Origin of the sequence: Polyangium sorediatum, from assembly GCF_029946465.1 — a bacterium.
Lineage (GTDB): Bacteria > Myxococcota_A > Polyangia > Polyangiales > Polyangiaceae > Polyangium > Polyangium fumosum.
Genome location: NZ_JARZHI010000034.1, coordinates 93,544 through 108,899, shown reverse-complemented (window position 1 = coordinate 108,899; position 15,356 = coordinate 93,544). Strand labels below are relative to the sequence as shown.

10 protein-coding genes are annotated in these 15,356 nt (G+C 67.1%); 2 read left to right on the top strand and 8 right to left on the bottom strand.

Annotation, left to right across the window (positions count from 1 at the left end; all coding sequences use genetic code 11):
* Nucleotides 1-498: 498 nt before the first annotated feature.
* From QHF89_RS30480 to trpS, 6 genes are all read right to left on the bottom strand, one after another.
* Complete coding sequence (locus QHF89_RS30480) at nucleotides 499-2,274, bottom strand: PAS domain S-box protein (RefSeq protein WP_136972674.1); 1,776 nt, start codon at nucleotides 2,272-2,274, stop codon at nucleotides 499-501.
* Between the two features lie 166 nt (nucleotides 2,275-2,440).
* Nucleotides 2,441-2,995 (bottom strand): SLOG cluster 4 domain-containing protein, encoded by a 555-nt coding sequence (locus tag QHF89_RS30475; protein ID WP_136972675.1) that lies wholly within the window; start codon nucleotides 2,993-2,995, stop codon nucleotides 2,441-2,443.
* A 7-nt stretch (nucleotides 2,996-3,002) separates the two neighbouring features.
* Entirely contained in the window at nucleotides 3,003-3,656 is a 654-nt protein-coding gene (locus QHF89_RS30470) for an HNH endonuclease (RefSeq protein ID WP_284721122.1), read from the bottom strand.
* Nucleotides 3,653-4,900, bottom strand: a complete 1,248-nt coding sequence (locus QHF89_RS30465; RefSeq protein ID WP_136972677.1) for an AAA family ATPase — start codon at nucleotides 4,898-4,900, stop codon at nucleotides 3,653-3,655. Before QHF89_RS30465 ends, QHF89_RS30470 begins: the two co-directional genes overlap by 4 nt.
* Before the next feature lie 419 nt (nucleotides 4,901-5,319).
* Nucleotides 5,320-5,859 (bottom strand): GrpB family protein, encoded by a 540-nt coding sequence (locus QHF89_RS30460; protein ID WP_136972678.1) that lies wholly within the window; start codon nucleotides 5,857-5,859, stop codon nucleotides 5,320-5,322.
* A 20-nt stretch (nucleotides 5,860-5,879) separates the two neighbouring features.
* Entirely contained in the window at nucleotides 5,880-6,917 is a 1,038-nt protein-coding gene (gene trpS, locus QHF89_RS30455; protein ID WP_136972679.1) for a tryptophan--tRNA ligase, read from the bottom strand.
* Between the two features lie 109 nt (nucleotides 6,918-7,026).
* Between trpS and QHF89_RS30450 the strand changes: the two genes are divergently transcribed.
* Together QHF89_RS30450 and QHF89_RS30445 are read left to right on the top strand one after the other, a co-directional pair.
* Nucleotides 7,027-7,638, top strand: a complete 612-nt coding sequence (locus QHF89_RS30450; RefSeq protein ID WP_136972680.1) for a hypothetical protein — start codon at nucleotides 7,027-7,029, stop codon at nucleotides 7,636-7,638.
* The gene (locus tag QHF89_RS30445) at nucleotides 7,635-9,293 is read left to right on the top strand and encodes a TIM44-like domain-containing protein (RefSeq protein WP_136972681.1); all 1,659 of its coding nucleotides are present in this window, start codon (nucleotides 7,635-7,637) and stop codon (nucleotides 9,291-9,293) included. Before QHF89_RS30450 ends, QHF89_RS30445 begins: the two co-directional genes overlap by 4 nt.
* A gap of 359 nt (nucleotides 9,294-9,652) precedes the next feature.
* Here QHF89_RS30445 and QHF89_RS30440 read toward each other — a convergent pair whose 3' ends face one another.
* Together QHF89_RS30440 and QHF89_RS30435 are read right to left on the bottom strand one after the other, a co-directional pair.
* Nucleotides 9,653-12,895, bottom strand: coding sequence for a CARDB domain-containing protein (locus QHF89_RS30440; RefSeq protein ID WP_284721121.1), 3,243 nt, complete (start codon nucleotides 12,893-12,895; stop codon nucleotides 9,653-9,655).
* Nucleotides 12,896-12,973: 78 nt separating this feature from the next.
* Nucleotides 12,974-15,268 carry a glycoside hydrolase domain-containing protein gene (locus tag QHF89_RS30435; protein ID WP_136972684.1) on the bottom strand — a complete coding sequence of 765 codons (2,295 nt, stop codon included), beginning with the start codon at nucleotides 15,266-15,268 and terminating at the stop codon, nucleotides 12,974-12,976.
* Nucleotides 15,269-15,356 lie beyond the last annotated feature (88 nt).

The following is a 15,356-nucleotide window of genomic DNA, read 5'->3' as shown; positions in this document are numbered from 1 at the left end:
GCGAGACTTCGCGTCCACCATCGCCCAACGCATCATCGAGCGCCGCGCGCAGCGAGCGTCAAGGCCGCGGTGCGCCCGCGTTGCGGGTCGAAGAGCCTGGACGCTCGCGAGCACGGCGCCACCGTCTAAAGGGCGATGGCGGACGCCCCTGTCGGAGGGCCCTGCCAGCTGAGGCCGAGAACGAAAACAGTTGCTCGACCCGGACCAGGCACGGCCTGGACCGAAGCTGGAAGAACTGCGCTCCGCGCAGTTCTTCCAACGAGCCGGTGGCAAGACCACGGAGGTGGGTCTCCACCTGGCGACGCGAACGTTGCCCGTTGAAACGTCAACGCTGCGGTCTTGGCTGGCAGGCCCGTCGCCGGTCTTGCCCCTGGCTGTTCGATGAACTGCGCGGAGCGCAGTTCATCGACCCCGGGTCCAGCGCCTCGCTGGTCCGGGTGCAGGGGCGGACAGCCCCTGCTGGGGTCTGGGGCAAAGCCCCAGCTCCGCGCCTCCCGCCTAGCCCACGACCGGCAACACCAGCCGAAGCCGTGTCCCGCGCCCTGGCGTGGTCTCCATGTCGATTCGCCCGCCGTGCATCGACACGTTGCTCTCGCTGAGGGACAGCCCTGCTTCTGCGCTGGTCCCTGTGCTGCGCCCGCTTCCGAACACCTCGACGCAGATCATGCCTTCCTCTGCGGGGGCGAGCACGACGCGCACCTCGTTTGCCTTCGGATCGCCTTCTGGCAGTGCGCGGATCGTTCGCAGCAAGATGTCCACGAGTGCGAGGGCGACTCGCCCTGGCTCCCCGGCGACGAGCGGCACGTCGGCCACTTCGGAGGAGAGCCGCGCGCGCGCTTCGATCACGCCGCATGTCAGCATCAGCGCTGCTTCGACCACGCGCTTGATGTTTGTCCGCGGCGGCGTCTCGCGTGAAGCCTCGCCGAGGATCCGCATGTCTCGCATGATCCTTGCGATTCGCTTCGCTCCGCTTGCTGCCTCGTCGAGCGCCTTTGCCACGTCCTCGCTCTTCGTGGCGCCGAGCGCTTCCGATACGTACTTGAGGTTCCCGATCAAGTACGAGAGCGGATTGTTGATCTCGTGCGCCACGCCTGCGGAGAGCGCGGCTGCCGTGCCGAGCCTTGCATCGGCCTCGCGTTGCCGCTGCTCCGTGATGTCGCGCATGATCGACACGAGCAGCCGCTCCTCCTTGCGCACGGCGAGCAGCACTCGCTTCTCGGCGAGCACCCGCTGCGATCCGTCGGGCGCCTTCACCGTCACCTCGCGCTCGTCGGCGGTCTGCGGCCACCGATCCGGCCGCCCGCCCTTCGGCGTGGGCTTCAGCGCGTCGGCGGATTGCCCGAGCACCTCCTCGCGGGATCGCCCGAGGAGCGCGCAGAACGCGCGGTTTGCGATCGTGATTCGCCCTGTGTCGTCTTCGACGGACAGCGGATCGGGCACGGCGTCGATCACGGCGAGCCGTGCTTCTGCTTCGAGCGACTCTTGCTCTGCGTGGATCATCGCGGTGATGTCGCGCGAGACCGTGACGAGCTCCTCGATCACGTCGGTGCGGGGATCTCGTACGGGCCGGCTGATCGTCTCGAGCCACGCGTACTCGCCGTCCTTGCGTTGCAGCCGGATGATCGCGCCTGCGACTTGCGCGCCTGCGTCGAGCGCGCCGAGCGCTTCGAGCAGCTTCGAGACATCCGAGGGATGGAGGATGTCGAGGATGCTCGATCCGAGCAGCTCATCGGGCTCGTATCCGAGCACGGTGCGACATGCGGGCGAGATGTAGAGCCGCACGCCGCCGGGCGAGAAGCGCGCGAGGATCTCGGTCGAGCTCTCTGCGAGGTGGCGAAACCGCTGCTCGCTGCGCTCGGCGTGCCGGAGCGCGTCCCCGAGCATGGCGGCCCGCACGGCGTCCTTCTTCCGCTGCGCGACGCGCCGGAACAAGAGCCCCACGCGTGACGTGACGAGGCTCTCGTTGCCTGGCCAGAGCATGAAATCATCGACGCCCTCGTCGCAGAGCGTCTCGATGTGCTCGGGTGTCGCGGCCATCGCGAGGACGACGGGCCCGCCGTCCGGGGCACTCCGGAGCGTGCGACACGCGGCCAGGATCGAGGCAAAGTCCTGTTCGTCCTCGGACGAGAGGAGCACGGCGATCCCGATCCCCGCGCTCGACGCTGCCGCGAGCTCCAAGGCAGGCACGACGGCGACGTCACTGCACTGATCCCGAAGCAACCGCTCGAGCGGTTGTGGATCGGCCTTGGAAGAAGCGACGAGCAAAGCCTTCATACGCGAAAACCCCCGCCATCCTGCCACACTTTTGGGGAGGGTGTCGCCCTCGATGGGGCGACACCCTACGGCCCTCACTTCACTTCGTTTCGTTCGGGCCTACCCGGCGGTATGGCGGCTGGCTCGCTGGGTGAGGTTGCGAGGGTTTGGTGGCGCTTTGCTGGGTCTAGCCGGCGGTTTGGCGGCTGGCTCGCTCGGCGAGCGTGGCGACGACTTGACGGATCGCGTCGGTGCCGGACGTGGCGGGGATCACGTAATCGTCGGGTGTGTCCGGGAATCGCTCTCGGTCGTCGATGCGGAGCCCGGCGAGCTCGCCGCTCCAGCCTGCGATCTCCAGCGCCACGACGATTCGATCGTGGATCCAGGCCATGGCGATTTCGGAGAGCGTTCCCGCGCCGCCGCCGACGGCGACGATGGCGTCCGCATGGGCGACCAGCGCGTTCCGCAAATGCCCGAGCCCGGTCGGAATCGCGATATCGACGTACGCATTGGCGGCACGCGGGTCATGCCCCGGAAGCAGCCCCACGGTATCTCCGTCTCGATACCGCGCCGACGCGCGCGCGCCTCGACAAGCGGCTTCCATCACGCCGCCGAGGCCGCCGGTGAGGACACGAAAACCAACCTCGACGGCCGCACGACCGGCCTCGAAAGCAGCTTCGTACGCAGGAGATCCAGGGAGCGCGGTGCCGTCACCGATGATGGCGAGAAGGGGGCGGGGCATGGTCGGATCAGAGGGTATGCCGTTCCAGGTAAGACCGGAACATCAGGGAAAATGGCGCTTCGGGTTGAGCGAAACGACGCAGGAGTTCCCGCTCGTCATCTCGCATCGCCTGCCTACCCTCATGGTTCATCGTTGACAAGACTTCGGTATACGCAGTCATGAAGTAAAGGAGCTGTTTCCTTCGCTCCGACTCCAGTTCGAGGCGATCGAGCGCATACTTTTGGATGGTGTTACGTCCTCGCTCCGAGTTGTTCCGGGCTTGTACGAGGTCGGCCGCGAAGGCGAGGTGCTCCGCCGGGTCGACGCTCACGTCACAGGGATCGAGGCATTGGTCGACAGGGACGACCTTGTTGGGCTGCTTCACGCGGTTGCATTCAGAACAGGCGAGGTAGAGATTCCGCCATTCGTGCGCCAGATCGGGCCGCTCCGCGACCTCGATGTAATGATCGACCTCGCAGCCGTCCTTGACGCTCCGCTCGCAATAAAAGCACTTGTGATGGCTCATCGCCTGCAGGCGACGCTTGATCTCCTCGTGCCCGTACTGGCTCGACCAGGCTTTTGCATCCGGCTTCTTGGCGCGCCTGTCTTGATACGCTCGATCCCACTGCGCTTTCTTGACCTCGAGCACCGCCGGCTCGTCGAGGCGTCGGATCCGGATCATGACGCCTTCGCGCGCAGCGCAGCGAGCCGCTCTTCGATGTCGAGGTACGCGAAGTAGTCGGGGTTCCTCGCCTTCAGCTCTGCCTCGATCTCCTTTCGCCGCGCCTCGTCGCCTTGCTCGAAGGCTTGCTTTCGCTCGACGAGGAGCTGTGCGATCACGGGACCGAAGGGCTGCGTCCCGTCGAACGCGGGCGAGAGCAGGATCTCCTCGATGGGCTTGTTCTCGTAGCTGCGCGACTGGTCCTCGACGACGCATGTCTTCCGATCCCGCTCGTACCGGCACACGAACACCTTCGCGCCGGGGATCGAGGCCACGATGAACGGCGAGTGCGTGGTGGCGATGATCTGAAGGTTGGGGAAGATGCGGCGGACATCGCCCAGGAACCGCTGCTGCCACCGCGGGTGCAGGTGGTTCTCCGCCTCGTCGATGAGGAGCAGTCCTGGGGCCTTGCAGAGGTCTTCGGGAGGCGTCTCGCAGAGGACGTGAACCGCATACATCTTGCCGAGCAGCGAGATGAGGTGCTGGACGAGGTAGGCGTTGCCGCTGCTCAGGTTCGCGAGCGGGACGAGCTGGCCGCTCTGGCGGATCATCGGGGTGAAGTCGACGCGCCGGACGTGGCTGAACTCGCCGTCGAGGAGGCTCACGCGGAAGATGTCGCGCATCGTCTCGTAGAGGAACTCCCCGGCAGCCTTTTCCCGTGGATCATCGCTGCTGCGCAGGTAATCGAAGTGGCAGACGAACTCGGTGACCTCCGCGTTGCGCTGGATGCCGTCGAGCGCGCCAAAGAGAAACTGCCTGGGATCCTGGTTCACGAAGCCGCTGATTCCGTATCCACCGCGGGGCTGGGACGTGTGCCAGAAGTCCACGAGCCAGTTCGGATAGGGCGGCCGACCTTGCCGTACGTGCCCGGGGAGATAGGCCAGCATCTCGTCGGTCGTGTCGAAGAGAAAACGGCCGGGCGTCTCCTCGTGGTGCCGGATCGCCGCGACCTCGCGGACGGACCCCCCGAAGGAGACGGTCATCTGCATTTGAAATGGCATTCTCGGGCGAACGATCGAACGCCCGAGCGATCCGTACCCGGGGCCGAACAACCCCCGAATCGCATCCAGGAGGATCGTCTTCCCTGCTCCATTCTCCCCGGTGATGATCGCCACCGGCACCTCCCCGTCCTCGCCCGTCAGAAATTCGAGCGTGGCATCATCGAAGGGGCCGATGTTTTGGATGGACAGATCGATCAGTCGCATGGCGCTCCGCCTGGGAGGCTAGCACCCTGCGGGGGCGGCCTGGCAAGCATGCAACGCGCCAGCCTCCCCGTCCGGTCATCGTTCGACGTATGTTCACACACCGGAACCGTCGTGAACGGACCGCGAACGGAGGTCCAAACGAACAGAACCCCGCCTGCACGCGTTGCAAACCCCGATCGGACCGCCCCTCCCCCCGCCTGCACGCATTGCAAACACCGATCAGACCGCCCGGCCCGCCGCCTACACGCGTTGCAAGCCCCCCTCGGACCGCTCGGAGCCCCGCCTGCAAGCGTTGCAAGCCCCGCTCGGACCCCTCGGATCGCCCTCTGCAAGCGATACAAGCGCCCCTCGGACCCCTCGGATCGCCCTCTACACGCGTTGCACGCGCCACCCCGCGCGCCCAAACCCCTCTTGCCCGCCTACGCGGCCCCTCTCCCCGCAGCCCAGGCCAGCGCCCGCTCCCGCAGCCCCCGCACGAATTCGTCCTTCGCCTGCGAATACGACGAAAACATCGTCGCCCCGCGCTCCACGGCCTCCCGCTTGTGCCGCGCGTACGCCTCCACCTCCGCCGGGTGCGCCCGCAAATACTCCCGCACCGCGAGGTTCCCAGCCCAGAACGGCCCCCCGTGCTCCGTCACCGCCACATTGAAATGCGGCGCCGCCCCCCGCTTGCGCAGGTAGATCCTCCCGGGCACGAAGATCTCTCCAAAATCCTCGTACCCGATCGCCACGAGCCCCGCGACGTGCGGCTTTGCTTCCTGCAAATCGGCCACGCCGACCAGGATGTCGACGATCGGCTTCGACACGAGCCCCGGCACCGCCGAGCTGCCGAACGGCTCGATCGCCACCACCACCGGCCCGAGCGCCGCCCGCACACGCGCCGCCTCCGCCTCGAAGTCGAGGGGCCAGCGCGCATCATAGGCGACGATCGAAATCGGCTCGTCGACGTCCCCGCGCATGGCCCCTCCCCTCCCCGGCGTTACCCCTTCGCCGGCGGCGCCGCCGGCACGAGGCCGATCTTCTTGTACACCTTCGACAGCGTCTTCCACGCCCGCGACCGCGCCTTCTCCGAGCCCCGCGCGAGGATCTGCTCGAGGCCGGCCTTGTCCGCCATGACCTCGGCATACCGCTTCTGGAACGGCTCCAGCGTCGCCACCACCACGTCCGCGACCTCCGACTTCAGATCGCCGTACCCCTTCCCCGCGAAGGACGCCTCCACCGCCTCCACCGGCTGGTTCGAGAGCGCCGCGTGAATGGTCAGGAGGTTCGACACCCCCGGCTTCTTCTCCACGTCGTAACGGATCTCGGTCTCCGAGTCCGTCACCGCGCGCTTGAACTTCCGGCGAATCACGTCCGGCGTATCGAGCACCGCGATGTAGTTCTCCGGGTTCGGGTCGCTCTTCGACATCTTCTTCGTCGGCTCCTGCAGAGCCATGATCCGCGCGCCCACCTTCGGCACGAAGATGTCCGGGGTCACGAAGGTCTCCGAGTACCGCTGGTTGAAGCGCTGCGCCACGTCCCGCGCGAGCTCGAGGTGCTGCTTCTGGTCGGCCCCGACCGGCACCAGGTTCGCCTGGTAGATCAGGATGTCCGCGGCCATCAGCACCGGGTACGTGAAGAGACCCGAATTGATGTTGTCCTCGTGCCGCGCCGACTTGTCCTTGAATTGCGTCATGCGCGACAGCTCGCCCATGTACGTCATCGTCCCGAGCACCCACGCGAGCTCGGCGTGCTGCGGCACGTGGGATTGGAGCACGATCGTCGACGCCTCCGGATCGATCCCGCAGGCAATGTACTGCGCCGCGAACGACAGGCAGCGGTTGCGAAGCTCCGCCGGTACCTGCTTCACCGTCAGCGCGTGCAGATCGACGACCAGGAAGACGCAGTCGTACTGGTGTTGCAGCTCGACCCAGTTCTTCAGCGCGCCCACGTAGTTGCCGAGCGCGAGCTGCCCGCTCGGCTGGATCCCCGACAAGATGACTGGCTTCTTCTGCGGCTGCTGGGTCGACTCGCTCACGCGTGCCCTCTATCGCCGGACGCCGGCCGCGTCAACCCCTCGCATTCGTCCTTGCTCCCGCACTTTGGCCCCTCTACCTTGCAGACGGACGAGGATGAGCGCCCGGGATTTGCTTGATTCCAAGGCCAAGGACGAGGTCTCGCGCGCCATTCGGGAGCTCGAAACGAAGACGTCCGCCGAGGTCGTCGTCGCCGTCCGCGCCGTCTCCGGCCACTACCGGCATACCGATTGGCTCGTCGGCTCCGTGCTCTCCTTCGCGGCAGTTTGTGTCTTTCTCTTTCACCCCGCGCCCTTCGACGACGACCTCCTGCCTGTCGAGATCCTCCTCGCGTTCGCCCTCGGCGGATTCATCTCGGCGAACGTCCCGCCCCTTCGGCGCGCCCTGACGTCGCGGCGGCTCATGGCCGAGAACGTGCGGCGCGCCGCCTGCGCGGCGTTCGTGGAGCGCGGCATCTCCCGCACCCGCGGGCGCACAGGGCTTTTGATCTACGTCTCCACGTTCGAGCAACGCGTCGAGCTCGTCGGCGACATCGGCCTCGATTTCGAATCCCTCGGCGACGATGTTTCCGCTGCGCGGCGGCGCATCGAGGTGTCGGTCGAGACCACGGGCGGGCTTGGGGCCTTCCTCGCGGCGCTCGGGGACCTCGGCGCCGCGCTCGGGCGAGCGCTCCCGCGCGCCGAGGACGACGAAAACGAGCTCGCAGACGAGGTGGAGGCGTGAAACGCACGAAACGTTTCGCGGCGCTCGCCCTCGCAGCCGGGATCGGCCTCGCCGCGCCATTGCTCGCAGACGACGCGGCCGCGCGCCCCGGCGGCGGCCAAACCTTCCGCAGCCGAAGCAGCTCTTCGTCCTCGTCCTCGTCTTCGTCCTCCTCGTCGAGCCGCTCGTCGTCTTCGTCGCCGTCGCCATGGAGCGGCTCGTCCGGGAGCCGCTCGTCGTCCTCCTCTTCGTCGCCGTCGTCATCTTCGTCCGAATCGACCTCGTACAGCAGCAGCTCCGCGAATTTTTCGGGGCCGTTCGTGCTCGTCGTGCTCGCCATGGGGGCCATTTTTTTCGTCGCGAGCACCATCCTCCAAAAGCAACGCGAGGCCGAGCGCGGCTGGGTCTCGGTCCTGCCGGATCCTGCCGAAGAGCGCGCGCGGGCGTCCCGGCCGCGCAAGCGAAAGCAGGCGCGAGCGGAGAAGCCGCGACAACGGCAGAACCATCCCACCCTCGAATCCGCGCTCCACGCCCTCGGCAGCAAGGACCCGCATTTCTCGCGTGTCCTCTTCGAGGATTTCCTCTACGCGCTCTACACCGAGGTCCAGGCCGCGCGGGGCAAAGGCAAGCTCGACACGCTCGGCAGCTACCTCGCCGAGGGCGCGATCGCCGCTTATTCACCCTACCCCGCAGCCGAGGTCCGCGACGTCGTCCTCGGCGCCATGCGATTCGAAGCGATCGTCGCGCAGAGCGCGCCCGTCCGCCGCATCGAGCTCATGGTCCACTTCGAGGTGAACTACACGGAGGTGTCGGCCGACGGCGAAGAGCAAAGCTACTGGGCCTCCGAGACCTGGCGCCTCGTGCGGGACCCGGACGTGGCCTCCCGTCCGCCCGAAAAAACACGCCTCTTCGGCTGCCCGAGCTGCGGCGCGCCGCAGGACAAAGCCATCGGCTCGAAATGCGCCTATTGCGGCGTGATCGCCTCCGCAGGCACCCTCGACTGGACCGTCTTCTCCATCGACATCGAAGCCCGCGAGCCCCGCGGCCCCATGCTCACAGGCACGACCGAGGAAGTCGGGACCGACCTGCCGACCATCATCGCGCCCGACGCAAAATCAAAATGGTCCGCGCTCACGGCGAAGGACCCAGCGCTCCGCTGGTCGACCTGGAAAGCACGCGTCGAAGCCATCTTCCACGCCTTCCACGAAGGCTGGTCGAGCCAAAAGCTCGTGCTCGCCCGCCCGTACCTCTCGGACAACCTCTTCCAATCGCAACGCTACTGGATCGAAACCTACCGCAAGCAAAAGCTCCGCAACATCACAGAAGACGCGCGCATCGTCTCGATCGACCTCGCCCGCGTCCTCTCCGACACCTCCTACGACGCTGTGACCGTGCGTGTCTTCGCCTCCTGCCGCGATTACACCGTCGACGAGAACGCGAACATCGTCGCGGGCAGCGAGACGAAGGAGCGCGTCTACAGCGAATACTGGACGCTCATTCGAGGCGCCGAGCGACGCGGCGCCCCGCGCGTCGATCCCGTCTGCCCCAACTGCGGCGCCCCAAACGCAGAGATCAACATGAGCGGCGCATGCGGCCATTGCAACGCGCACCTCACCGCCGGCGAGTTCGACTGGGTGCTCTCGCGCATCGAGCAGGACGAAGTCTACAAGGGGTAAGTGCTTTTGAAGGCGTTGCGCTGGGGCTTTGCCCCAGGCCCCAGGAGGGGGCTGTCCGCCCCCTCCACCCCGGACCAGCGAGGCGCTGGACCCAGGTCGATGAACTGCGCAATGCGCAGTTCATCGAACAGCCGGGGTCAAGACCGGCGACGACCCTGCCAACCAAGGCGGCAGCGCTACGGGTTCAACCAGCCGCGTGCACGCCGCCCGCTTGAAACCCACCTCGATGGTCTTGCCACCGGCCCGTTGGAAGAACTGCGCATTGCGCAGTTCTTCCATTTCGGTCCAGGCCGTGCCTGGTCCGGGTCGAGGGGCGGACAGCCCCCGCGGGGTCCGGGGCAGCGCCCCGGCGCGGCGCCTCAGTTGATCCCGCAAACCACCTTGCCGTTGGCCTCGTCCTTGTTGTTGCCGTCGTTGCACTCCTGCACCGTGTTTTGCGGGTCCACGATGGCGTAGATCAGCACGAGCAGGTTGGGCGGGAAGTTCGACATCTTCGACGTCAGCATCACGCTTTGACCGGGGTCCAGCGGGCCTGCGATCGTCTCCTCGTGGACCGGCGTGCCGCCCTGGTTGGGATCACCCGCGTAGAATCGCACGAGGATGTTGCTCGCCGGGGCGGAGCCATCGTTGTAGACCGTCGCCGAGACCGTCGGTGACGGGCAGGAGCCGTCGGAGGCCACGCCCACGTCGATGCGTAGATCCGGCTGCACCTCGCCTGGCGCGACCATCGATTCGAGGGTGTTGTTGTCCTCGATGCATTCGCGCTCCTGGTTTGCGGCGTCCACGACCACGCGCACCTTCTCCGGCAGCGTCCCCGGCGAATTGTTCATCGCGTCGTAGCTCACGGTCACGAGGATTGATTGCCCCGGCTCCAGGCTCGTCCCGAGCACCGCTGTCAGCGGCGTCTGCGCCGCGTCTGCGTAGAGCGCCTCGTTTGGCGTCCCGTTCATCCATTCGCCGTAGAAGGCGACGACCACGCCTGGGCCTACGCGCACGTCGCCGTCGTTGCGGATCTCGACCGTGATGTCGAGCTTCGTGGAGAGTTGCCCGCAGGCGGCGTCCGGCGACGACATTTGAATGCCTGAGACCTGGAGATCCGGCGCGACGCCGAACGAGCGCGGGTTCGAGCGGTACGTGTTGTACTCGCGCCCATTGTAGGTCTTCCAGTTCTCCGGCTCGAGCGGCGGGATCGCCCCGCTCTCCAGCACGTTCGTCACGTGGTAGGCGTGCTGGTTCCAGATGCGCCGCGCGGGCACCCACGTATCGCTCGTGTCGCCCCAGACCGCGATGCCGTTCGGGTAGTTGTAGCCCACCGAGCACGAGCTCGAATCGTTGTTCGAGCAGAACACGATCTCTGCGTTGCCGTCGTTGTCGACGTCGGCGATGACCGGGTTTTCCGTGCGCGTTCGGCTCGGCGAGTGCTCCTTGAAGAGCACCTCCGACGTCGTGCCGTCGTAGATGCGGAACCAGCACTCGTCGTTGTAGATGACCTCGGCTGCGCCGTCGCCGTTGAAATCGAAGACGCTGGAGGCCGTGACGCGGCTCGAATCGTCCTCCGTGATGCGCATCCAGCCGTTGTGCAGACACACGCACGAGCCTTTGGCCGTGTTGCAGACCGCGCCCGCGCTGCATTCGGCGTCGGTCGTGCAGGCCGCGCCGGGCGCGCGGGCGGGGTTCGTGTTCGCGGCGGCGTCGCTGATCGCCGTGGGCCACGCCGGGCAACTCGCCGCCGTCGCTTGCAGGTCGATCATCATGTACCGCGTGCCGAATGCCGTGCCGATCTCGGGGAACCCGTCGCCGTCGAAATCGTCGACGTTCGGCGCGCCGCCGTTGTCGCCCGCGTTCAGGTTCGTGAAGCGCCGCTGCGTGCCGGTCTCGCCGTTGTAAATCGCGAGGTAGCCGCGCGAGACCAGGATGACCTCGGGCTTGCCGTCGGGCGCGTTGCCCGGCCCCGGCGCCGCTGCCTCGTCCGCGCCGAGGATATCGGCCACGGCGCAGAAGCCCTCGCGTTGCGTGTTTGGCACCTTCGCGGCCCCGTTGACGGCCTGCGCGTCCCAGACGACCTCGAGCTGGCCGAGGCAAAAGGCGCTCATGTCGCCCGCCGCGCAATCGGCGCGTTTCTCGACGCCGGCCGGCGGCGTGGGGAACCGGTAGACCGTGCTGCCTGCCACGATCTCCTGCTTGTTGTCCCCGACGAGGTTTGCCACGCAGGAGATGGCCCCCTGCCCGTTGTTGCCGTTGACCGTGAGCGTGCCGGCGAACCTGTCGACGAACACGAGCTTGTTCGTCACCGGATCCTTGCCGAGCGTGAAGACGAACCGGCCGACGATGATCTCGGCGAAGCCCTTGCCGTCCACGTTCGCGAGCGTGATGGCGGGGACGTTGTAGCCCGCCGAGGGCAATTGATTGACCGCCGACTGCACGATGATGTCGCCCTTGTTGTCGAGGATGGCGACGCCGCCGGTCGACACGCCCGACACGACCTCCGTGGGCATCACGATCTCCGGCACGCCGTCATTGTCGAGATCACCGGCCGCGAGCGAGCCTGTCGAGTTCGCGATGCCTTGCGTGTTCACCCACGCCTTGTTCAGCGGATCGCCCTCGTGCCAGACGTTCGTCCCGGCGTTGGCGAAATAGTCCTTGCCCTTGTTCGGGCCGCCGCCGTGGATCGCGCGGACCACGCCGTCCTCGTCGGCCAGCGTCGAGTGGTACGTGGTGAACACGATCTCCGGGAAGTCGAGCTCGTTGATGAGGCCGTCGCCGTTGTCGTCGTCGAGGTTCACGACGAGCGGCGTCATGCTCACCTGCGCCGAACCCGCGAAGGGCGCGTTGACGGCCACGTTGTTCGGCGTGACGCCGGTCCCGCCCCACTGGATCTCCTTCTTCGGCAAGACCTGCGAGAAGGGCACGGGCGGCAGCGTGCAGGTCGCGGGCTTGCCCGTGCCGACGCATTGACCGACCTCGCAGGCCGTGTCCGGCGGGCAATCCCAGTCGTCCTCGCAGGGGCACGAAGCGTCGCCCATGCCGGGGTCCGTGCACACGCTCATGTAATAGGAGGTGCTGCCGCAGGTGAACTGCGCGGTCGTCCCGGCGCCGTTCGTGTTGCATGCATAAAGCTCGTTCCCCGTGCACGTCGTCGTGCCGGGGACGCAGGCGTCGTCGACGCAGATCGTGCCATTGCAATACTGGCTCGCCGGGCACTGCACGTCCTGCGTGCAGGAGATGTCCTTGCAGATCGCGCCGCCGCCGGGCGTGACCTCGCAGATCTCGGTGGGCTTGCAGTTCAGCATGCCGCACTCGTTGTTCACGCAGCCGGGCATTCCATCCGGCAGCACCTCGCAGTGCTGATCGGGCGCGCACTGGATGCCGACGCACAGGTCCCCGCCGCCGCCTTGGCCGCCCTGGCCGCCGGAGCCGCCGGAGCCCGCGAGGATGATTCCGCCGTCGCCGCCGTCGCCGCCTGAGCCGCCGGTGCCGCCGGTGCCGCCGCTGCCGGAGGGGGGCCCCGAAGTGGTTGGCTGCTGCGCCTCGCCGCCACAACCGGCGGAGAGGAGCGCGAGCAGCGGGAGCGCTGTCAGGAGAAAGGAACTCGATCGTCGCATGATCGAGCAGGATATCGGAACGACGCCTCCGCGGAAATCGAGAAAAGGCCGCGTACCACATGACGCGGCGCCCGCGGTTCAAGGCACGGGCACGATGCTCATCCAGTTCAGCATCGTGTATTCATCCTGTTGCCCTGCCTCCATCGTGACGTTGCCGTCGTTCACGTCGACGACCACCGACGCGACCCGGTAGGGCGTGGCGGGCGTTGTGGCCACGGCGTCGAAGAGCGTCTGCCCCTCCACGACGACACGATTCTTCTCGTACGTGCCATCGTGCCAGCCGATGGAGACCGTGACCTCGTACTTGCCCTTCGCGATATCCCAGTTGAACGTGTCGGTGCGCCCGTAATCGTTGTAGATCACGCTCTTCTGGAGCTCCGAGACCGGCGCATTCGTGAGGTACTTGTAGAGCATGATCCCCGGATCGCCGATGTACGGCCCCGACCAGCCGTACCCTCGTTTCGCTTCGTAGGCCTCCCAGCCGACCTTGATCCATTCGTGACCGTCCACCACGAGCGGATTCGCGGCAGGCTGTCCGTTCGGGTCCTGGAAGTTGATGTAATAGGCGGCGCGCGGGTGGGCGCCCTCCGGGGTGGAGTCGAGCGCGGGGCAGCCGTTCACCTTGCCTTCGAGGTAAAGGCCGAGCTGGTCGCGCAGGTGCGCGAGGGCGGAGGCGTCGCGCGTGTAGGAGGTCGGCGAGGAGACGGCGCTCGCGGCCGAGAGGTCGCAGCCCGTGGCTTCCTCCGGCGTCTTTGGCATGGTGCCGCCCGCCGCGCGGAGCAGGTATTCGAAGTCCTCGGCGCCTTCGCGCAAAAGTTCCCAGCGAATGCTGCTCACGAGCGCGCCGTCCTCGGGGGGATAAAGTAGAAAGCCGTCGCCGTTCTGCTTCGTGCCCTGCGGCCGCGGGTTCTGGTAGGGATCACTCCCCCAGCCCGTGACCGAGTAATAAGCGAACCCGCGGATCCGGTACTTCCACGCGGCCCAGTGGGCGATGCGCGTCTCGATGCCGGGGTGGTCGATCGTGATGGGGTTGAAATGCGGCGGGAGGTCGCCGTAGAGGAAATACCACCACACGGTCTCCCCGAGCGCCTGGCGCGTCTTGGCGTAGGCGGGATCGAAGTGCGAGAGGTCGGCCCACCAGAGGTCGTAATGGCCGCTGCCGATCGAGGCGTGCTCGGCGATCTCGGGCTTCGGCTCCTCGCTGATCGCGAGGCGCAGGTTCGGCGCGGCCTTCTTGGCGAGCTCCGCGAGGAACGCGGCGACGGCGTAATCCTCGGGGCCCTGGGGCTCGTTCTGCACGTAATAATAGCCCTTGTCCTGCCAGCCCTTCGCCACGAGGTAGGCGTCGATCGCGGCGAGCAGCTTCGACCACTCGGCGTTGTACTCGGGCGTGCCGAAAGCGTCCTGGCCGCGGTCCTTGCCGCAGAACGTCTGCGGCCGCGGCCGCACGTTGTCGACGAACTGCATGATCTGAAACGAGGGAAACCCGACCCCGTTCCACCCGGCGCCGTCGATGTACGCGGGGCCGAGCTGGGAGAAGTCGTAGGGATTGTTCTCCTCCAGGAACGAGCCCGTCGCGCAATCGTACTCGATGCCGCCGTTGTAATTGAGCCCGGCCGGCCACGCGACGCTGCCCGGGACGAGGCGGTGCTCGTAGAAGAAGTCTTTCAGCGCGCGGACCTTCTCCAGGCTCTCGCTGCCGCCGAGGGCCTCGAAGCTCGTGTTCCAGTTGCCGTCGAAGCCGAGCTTCGCCGGGAGCTCGAAATCGTAGACGTGGAGCGTGACGGGGATGTCCTGCGTGGCGCCCGCAGTCGTGACCGTGAGGGTCGCGGTATAATCCCCGGCGGCGGCCCCGGGCGGGACGCGTACGGTGATCCAGAACGGCTGGTTTTCGCCCGCGGCGAGGTCGTGCGAGGCGCCGAAGGCCGTCGGGTGGAGCGGATCCGGGACGTAGGGGCTCACGATCGACGCAGGATCCGAGGGCTCCGTGATGCGGACGTACCCGACGCGGTGCATCCGGACGTCGTCGAGGGTGCCCGGGCCGGTGAAGGGCGTGAGCGTGATCGAGGTTTTGCCGGCGGCGTCGGGGCGGACGACGATCTGAAAAGGTTCGACTTCGTTCTTTGCCGCGGAGATGCGGATGCCGTCGCCGGTGCTGGAAGGCGGCGTTGCCTCGCGGAGGATCTTGTCCATGGGCGTCGCGGTCCAGAGCGTCGCGCCCGCGGGCGAGGGCAAGACGAAGGCGCGATCGCCGGACGGCGTGCAATCGGTGCAAGGCGGGAGCGGCGGCTTCCCATTGCCGCCGGGCGGCACGTCGGGGGAGCCACAAGCGAGGAGCGGGAGCACGAGCAAGGCGAAGCGAAAGCGGGACATCGGTTCCTCCATCCCCGATGGTACGGCGGATCCGCGTGAAAACGCGAGCCACGGGCGCTCGCCCGCCCGAGCACGTTCCGCCCCCCGC